Source organism: Nocardia sp. NPDC004582, from assembly GCF_053602115.1.
In genome coordinates this window covers 1-7390 of record NZ_JBSGCY010000218.1, presented here as the reverse complement: position 1 = coordinate 7390, position 7390 = coordinate 1, and the positions used below count along the sequence as shown (strand labels likewise).

Genomic DNA, 7390 nt, shown 5'->3' with positions numbered 1-7390 from the left:
ACGGGTCGTGGTGACCGGGCGCGCGCCCTGCCCGGGCACCGCGCTCGCCGACGACGACACCCACGCCCGGCACCGGCGCGACGTCCTGCGCGACGCCGCGTCCCGCTCCGGCGATCCGGACCGAATCCGCACCGCCGTACAGGAATTGGAGGTGACCGACCGGCTGCGCGAGCTACAGCGCAATCTCGAGACCGCACGCGCCGAGGGGCTGGCCATCGACTACGAGGTCTGCGACATCGTCGACCGGGCCGCCGTGGACGCGCTGTTCGATCGCCTGCCGAGCCCGCCGACCATCCTGGTCCACAACGCCGGGGTCTATCGCGGCGTCCGCATCCCCGCGCAGACCGACGCCGACCTGGACTCCACCATGGACACCAAGGTGATCGGCTTCGAGAACCTGCTGGCCGCGACCCTGCTGCGCACCACGCCCCGCATGGTGTGCGCCGTCAGCTCGGTCTCGGGGCGACTCGGCGGCATGATCGGCCACTTCCCCTACGCGGCCGCCAACAACGCGCTCACCCAGCTGGCCTGTTGGGCCGAACGCCGCTACGGCATCCCGGTCCGCAGCATCAGCTGGCCCACCTGGGAACGCATCGGCAATATCGTCAATTACGAAGGCGCGGCGCAATACTGCTCCACCGTGCTCCCCGAGGAGGCGGTCGCGCACTGGCAGGCCGAACTGAGCGCACCACACGATCCGGGCGTCAGCGCCCGCACCGCGGGCGAAGCCACCTATCTCGGGCGACTCGGCGTCATGTGGCGGCCGGGCAGTGTCCGCACGATCGTGCTGCCCGCCGAACATCCCGACGCGGCGCGGACGACCACCGCGCGGCGGCTGCTCGGCGACGCCGGCTCCTTCCTCGAACATCGGCTCTTCACCACCCGCCACCGGCTGACGCCGGGCTCGGAACCGCATCTGGTCGCGGGCGGCACCCTGCCGCTGGGCATGCTGCTGGAATACGCGCTGGCGGCCGGAGATTGGGTGCGACCGGAGAACCGGGCCCGGCAGCACCTGCTCGAGATCACCGGGCTGCGAGTGGACCTGTCTGCCTTGCGCGTTCCCCACGAGGGCGAGCTCGAGGTCGAGGTCACCGCCCGTGGCGCCTGGACCGATGGGGTGTGGGGCGTACAGGTCACGCTCCCCGGCATCGGAGCCATGACCTTGCGGTACACCGCGAATCCCGTCCCACCCGGGTACGAGCCCCTCGTGACCGACGGGACCACGGTGCCGCGCCATCACGACGCCGATCTGTGGTGCACACCGGGCGCGCCGCGCGCGAGCCTGCCGCATCCGGCGCTCGCCAGGATCCTGGCCGACGCGCTCGCCTCGGCCGGCAGCACCCCCGAAGGCGCTGCCGGACACCGGTTGTCGGTCGATCGCCTGGTGGTGCTGCCCGGCTGTCTGGCCGCCGACACGGTCCACCGCACCGGGAGCGGATATCGCGCCGTCGCCGAGGGGGTGCCGGTCATGACGGTCGAACGGCTGCGTCTCACCGCGATCGACTCCGAACCGGCGCAGCTAGCGGTGTCCGGCAGCGAGTTCCGCGATCTGGAATTGGTGCGTACGGCGCACTGATTCCACTCGGCCCCCGCCCGGCTCATCCGGTGCGGGGGCCGAGGCATGTCCGCTGCCCTGTCTGCTCGCGCCGTTCTTCCCCGAAGTCGCCGACGAGGCTCACAGCCCGTGCGGGCCGGCCGTGCTCTGCGTGCCCGCGAATGCTGACCATCGGTGCCGCGCATCCCGGCTATGCGTGTCGCGCATTCTCGGCCCTGCGTGCCACGAATCTTGCCTGCCGTGCACCGATAACGCCGCGACCGGCCCGGGTCGTGAACCGGCACACGACGGGTGTGGCATCGCTCGCAAATTTGCTGTGGGCGCCCGATTGTCGCCTCTGTGTGCCGCGCGAATGGCACGCAGGGTCGAACCAGGTCGACGAAAACACTGGTCGGTTGACCGACCAGTCCTGTTTGCCGATTTTTTCAGCACTGCGCTCCTCGTAATGACCGCTTCGCGCATGCGTGGAGTTCGGCCGGAACTTTTTAAAATCAGGCAGTTCGTAATGTTCAGCGCGAAGCTGGAACTCGAGGCGGGGCGAGTTCCGAGGGGAGTTGTGATGGCTGTCCTTTTGGATGCGGAGTCGTGCCCGGTCGAGCATCGGCACGGCCTCGTCACCGACCTCGCGAAGTCGGTGGCCCTGCAGGTGGACGCGGAACTGCTGGATCCACCCGAACGCATCGTCACCCGCCACGAGAAGTGGCGGCTCGGGGTGGCCACCCTGCACCGGATCCAGATTTCGGCCGTCCGGGTCCGCCGGACGCCCGCGCAGGTGCTGAGAACACCCTCGTCCGCGATCGCGGTGGTGCTGCAGAAGCAGGCGGTCCGCCATCACTATCAGAACGGCCGCCACACCGTCACCGCGCCGGGCGAATGCGCGCTCTGGGATTTCGCCACGCCCTTCGAGGTCGGCTGGGACGGTCTGGGCGAATCCTGGTGCATCGCCGTGCCTCGCGATCGGCTGGGAGTGTCGGGCGAGACTCTGGCCGCCGCCACCGGACGCCTGCGGCACAGCCCGCTGCACGACATGATCGCCGGGCAGATCACCGAACTCATCGAGGGCGCCGAGGCGCTCGAACGCGATCCGGCCGCGGTCATGGTGGGCCAGTGCTGCGTCGAGATGGTGCGGGCGCTGCTGCTGTCCGCCTCCGGACCCGCGACCGGTGACGAGACCCCCGCCCACCAGCAGGCCGTGGTTCGCGAAGTGCAGAACTACGTGCGCCGCCACCTCAACGACCCCGACCTGAAGGTCGAGCAGATCGCCGCGGCCCACAATATGTCCGCCCGCTACCTCTACCGGCTGTGCGCGAACGCCGGAATTCGACTGGAGCAGTGGATCATCGGCGAACGGCTCGCGGCCGCACGCGCCCTGCTGGTGGATCCCGCCCACGGCGGGCGCACCATCAGCGCCATCGCGCACACCGTCGGCTTCCGCGACGCCACGCATTTCACCCGCCGGTTCCGGGCCGCGTACGGCATGACCCCGCGGGACTGGCGCTACGCGGCGGCCACCGCCTGAGCCTCAGCTCGCGGACCCGCCGACGCCGCGCGCCTCGGCCCGCCACTCGCTCGGGCCGACACCATAGGCGGCGCGGAATCGGCGGGTGAAATGGCTCGCGTCGCGGAATCCCGAGGCTCGCGCGATCCAGCCGATGGTGCGCTCCGCGTGCCGGGGATCGGCGAGCATCCGGCGGGTCAGCTCCAGGCGTTCCCCGATGATCCACTGCTGCATCGACACCCCCTGGTCCGACCACAACCGGTACATCCGGCGCACCGAGATGTGGTGCGCGGCGGCGACTTCGGCCGCGGTCAGGTCGCGGCGGCGCAGATTCAGCCGCAGGTAGGTCTCCATCTGGCGCAGCAGCAGCGGGGCGGGCAGTCCGGCTCCGCTCCCCTCCACCGGCTCGGCTCCGGCCGCCGAGAGCACCAGCGCGCGCACCATATCCACCCCGGCCCGCCCCAGATCGGCAGCGCCGGGATCGTTTTCGATGGTGTCCGCGCGGGCCATGAGATCGGCCATGAACGACGAGACCAGCGGGCACAACGGACTGCGGCGCAGGCTCATCGCCGCGGTGCGCACCACATCGCCCGGCAGTTCCAGCTCGTCCACCGACATGCGCAGGCTCACGCTGATCGAGGCCCCGCGCATCACCGACACGAACGGATTGTCGTGGTCGATGGCGCCGCAATCGCCGGGTGCGAGCACCTCCTGCATGCCGAAATGCTCGTGGATGCGGGTGCCGCCGAGCTGCCGGGTCACCGAGAACAGACCCGCCGGACTGGTCCGGACATGGTGCGGGGTCCGCAGCACGTCGACCCCGGTGGCCTCGACCCGCAATACTTCCACCGGCCCGAACAGCCACGTTTCCAAACGGCCGTGCGCCCCATTGCGATCGGCGAAGCGGACGTCGGCGGCGGTCACGGTCTCCGAGGCGACGGCGGCCAGGGCGTCCGCGCGCTCGTGCCGGGCCACTGCCGCGGTATCGAACACGACCGCCATCCACGCCTCCACCAGTTCGATCCGACGACGCGGTGCGGGCACCCCTCGGGATACCCGCACCGCGGTCGGAACAGTAGCAGCAGCAAGTGCGCAGCACACCATTGCGCAGATAGCCCGCCCACTCTCGGCCACGGCACCTGAATCGCACCGTCAGTGCATCAGGATCGTTTGCCGCACAGTCTACTTGCGAGACCCGGGCGGGCGCGATACAGCGCCGATTCGACGGCTACAGCAAACCGGTGGCGTGGCAGTCCCGGCGGACCGACAGGTCTACCTGACGCACACCCGGCGCACCGGCAGACCACGGTCCTCGAAGGCCGCCAGCATGGCCTGACCGCGGCGCGCGCCCTCGGAGGAGGACGTATTGGCCAGGGCGGGAACGTAGGTCGCCGCACCCACCACCGATTCCGCGACCAGCCCCCAGAAGCGCCGCACGCCCAGCCCCGAGCAATGCGTCATCGCCTCCTGGATGAGAGTCAGCGCGGGCAGGCAGCGGTGCGCGAGCCAGACGTAGAGCGCGGGTTCGCACGGCAGCGCCACCACGCCGTCCTCACCGGCCAACGGGTCGCCGTCGAGCACGCGAATGGTGGTGTCGGACAGCCCGGCCCAGTCGATGCCGCCGTCATTGTCGGTGTGGATCCACAGGTTCTCCAGGCCCGGATCCCAGGCGCGGCCCTCCGAGACCACCATGGCCATCACCCGGCCCAGCACCGCGTGGATCAGCGCGGTGGCCACCACCTCGGCGGCGATGTCGGCATTGCTCATCTCCGCGGCGTGGCGCCGGTACATCAGCTCGATGCGGCCCTCACGAATGCCGTCGGCGAGCCGCCACCATCTGCGTTTGCCCTGGTCGACCATGGCGGCGACGGCGTAGACCCGCGGGTGGTCGGGTTGCAGGGCGCGCAGGCGGTGACAGGCCGTCCCGAAGGCGAGCCTGGAATCGCGCGGCGGGCACACGGTTACGGGTTCGAGCATCGAACCTCCTCATTCATCGACTATTCGGCCAATGTGGGGACCAAAGGCGTGGAGCTTGGACAACGCGTACGAGAAGATAGGTTAGGCTTACCAGACTTATCGACCATAGAACGTGTCAGGAGTAGTTCGTCACCGTGCCCGCCGTAGTCACCACCAGACGGCGACGTCTGTCCGGACTTCTCGTTCTCGCCGTGCTCCTGCTCGGCGCGCTGGCCGCCAGCATCGCCCTCGGCACCCGCACCCTGGGGCCCGGAACCGTCTACGACGCGCTCACCTGCCCTGGCGGACTGCCGCTTTCGTGCCCGGCCACCGACACCGCCGCCCAGATCGTGCGCGAATTGCGGCTCCCCCGAACCGGACTGGCCCTCATCACCGGACTCGCGCTCGGCATGGCCGGGGCACTCATCCAGGGCTACACCCGAAACCCCCTCGCGGACGCCGGATTACTCGGCATCAACGCGGGCGCGGCGTTCCTCGCGGCGCTGAGCATCCACCTGCTCGCGCTCACCAGCCCGGCGCAGTACATCTGGTTCGCCTTCGCGGGCGCGCTGCTCGCGGGCGCGGTCGTCTTCGGCAGCTCCGCGCTCGGCGGCGGCAAGGCCGGCCCGCTGAGCCTGGTCCTCGCGGGCGCGGCCGTGACCGCGTTCCTGCAGGCCATGACCAATATCGTTGTCCTGCTGGACGGGACCGCCCTCAACACCTACCGCTACTGGGTCGTCGGAGATGTGGCCGGGCACGACGCCACCGTCTTCCGGCAGGTGCTGCCATTCCTCGCCGTCGGCACGATCCTGGCCCTGACCTGCGCCCCGACCCTGAACCTGCTCGGCCTCGGCGACGACGTGGCCCGCGGACTCGGCGTCGACATCACCCGCAGCCGCGCCCTCGGCCTGCTCGCGATCGTGCTGCTCGCGGGCGCGGCCACCGCCGCCGTCGGCCCCATCGCCTTCCTCGGCCTGATCGTCCCCCACCTGGCCCGGGCGTTCACCGGCCCCGACTACCGGTGGCTGCTCCCCTACTCGGCGTTGCTCGGCGCGGTCGTCCTGCTGCTGGCCGACACCGCCGGCCGATTGATCGCCCGCCCGGGTGAACTCCAGGCCGGTGTCACCCTCGCGGCCCTCGGCGCCCCCTTCTTCCTCCTGCTCGTCCGCCGCCGAAAGCTGGTGAGCCTGTGACACTCCCGACACCTCCCAACGACACGCTCGACGCTGTGAGCTCGGGCGACTCACCGGCAAACTCCGCGGCGGGCAGCCGACCGGCGACATCCACGACACCGGACAGCAGCGCTTGCGACGAGGCCGACGGCCACCACTCGGGCACAGCCGATGAAGCCGGGCCACGCACCCGCGCAGCCGGATCCCCCTCGCGGGGAGGGCACACACAACGCCGGCACCAGCGCCCGGACCCGGACGAACCAGCAGGCTCCGGGCGCCAGGGCGAGCACCGTGGACGCTCGCCGCGGACAGCGGGGGCCGAACGAACCAGCGCCGCGGCCAGATTGCGGGCAGTCCGGCCCGCCGTACGCGCGGGCGGGTTCTCCTCCGTCCTGCGTCCGACGGCGCTGATCGCGGTGATCGGTCTGACGGCCCTGCTGTTCGGATTGTTCACGCTGGATATCGCGGTGGGCGAGTTCCGGATTCCGCTCTCGCGGGTGCTGGATGTGCTCGGCGGCGGCGGGACCCGGGCGCAGCGGTTCGTGATCATGGATTCGCGGCTGCCGCGGGCGCTGACCGCTGTGGTGGTCGGGGCGGCGCTGGGGCTGGCGGGCGCGGTGACGCAGTCGATCCTGCACAACCCCCTGGCCAGCCCGGACCTGCTCGGGATCACCTCCGGCGCGAGTGTCGGGGCGGTCGCGGTACTGGTCGGTCTCGGCGGGGCCGGGACGGGGACGGCCGCGGCGCTCGGGGTTTCGGGGGCGGCGCTGGCGGGCGGACTGCTGACCGCGGTGCTCATCTATCTGCTGGCCTGGGGGCGGACCGCGTCCGGCGACGCCGGGGTGATGGGATTCCGGTTGGTGCTCATCGGGATCGGCGTCAACGCGGCGCTGCTGTCGGTGGTGAGCTGGCTGCTGACGCGGGCCACGCTCACCGACGCCGCGCACGCCCAGCAATGGCTGACCGGATCACTGAACAGGGCCGACTGGTCGAGCCTGATCCCGGCCTCGATCGGATTGGGGCTGGCGCTGCTCGTCACCGCCGGATCGGCGCGCACGCTGGCCGCGCTGCGGTTCGGCACCGACACCACCCGCATCCTGGGCGTCCGCATCCAGACCCAGCAGGCGATCCTCATCGCCGCCGCGGTCTGCTGCGCCGCGCTGGCGACCGCCGCGGTGGGCCCGCTCGGCTTCGTGGGCCTGGCCGCGC

General features: G+C 70.9%; 6 protein-coding genes. 4 read left to right on the top strand and 2 right to left on the bottom strand.

What is annotated here, in order from left to right; all coding sequences use genetic code 11:
• Both ACWELJ_RS32500 and ACWELJ_RS32495 read left to right on the top strand, forming a co-directional pair.
• Positions 1-1576 (top strand): ketoreductase domain-containing protein (locus ACWELJ_RS32500; RefSeq protein WP_452369903.1); only part of this gene is annotated, 1576 nt, incomplete at its 5' end.
• Between the two features lie 538 nt (positions 1577-2114).
• Complete coding sequence (locus tag ACWELJ_RS32495; protein ID WP_452369902.1) at positions 2115-3074, top strand: helix-turn-helix domain-containing protein; 960 nt, start codon at positions 2115-2117, stop codon at positions 3072-3074.
• A gap of 3 nt (positions 3075-3077) precedes the next feature.
• Here ACWELJ_RS32495 and ACWELJ_RS32490 read toward each other — a convergent pair whose 3' ends face one another.
• Both ACWELJ_RS32490 and ACWELJ_RS32485 read right to left on the bottom strand, forming a co-directional pair.
• The gene (locus ACWELJ_RS32490) at positions 3078-4055 is read right to left on the bottom strand and encodes a helix-turn-helix domain-containing protein (RefSeq protein ID WP_452369901.1); all 978 of its coding nucleotides are present in this window, start codon (positions 4053-4055) and stop codon (positions 3078-3080) included.
• A 270-nt stretch (positions 4056-4325) separates the two neighbouring features.
• Positions 4326-5030 (bottom strand): hypothetical protein, encoded by a 705-nt coding sequence (locus ACWELJ_RS32485; RefSeq protein ID WP_452369900.1) that lies wholly within the window; start codon positions 5028-5030, stop codon positions 4326-4328.
• Positions 5031-5164: 134 nt separating this feature from the next.
• Between ACWELJ_RS32485 and ACWELJ_RS32480 the strand changes: the two genes are divergently transcribed.
• Positions 5165-6202 carry a FecCD family ABC transporter permease gene (locus ACWELJ_RS32480; RefSeq protein WP_452369899.1) on the top strand — a complete coding sequence of 346 codons (1038 nt, stop codon included), beginning with the start codon at positions 5165-5167 and terminating at the stop codon, positions 6200-6202.
• Between the two features lie 395 nt (positions 6203-6597).
• Positions 6598-7390 (top strand): FecCD family ABC transporter permease (locus ACWELJ_RS32475; RefSeq protein ID WP_452369898.1); only part of this gene is annotated, 793 nt, incomplete at its 3' end.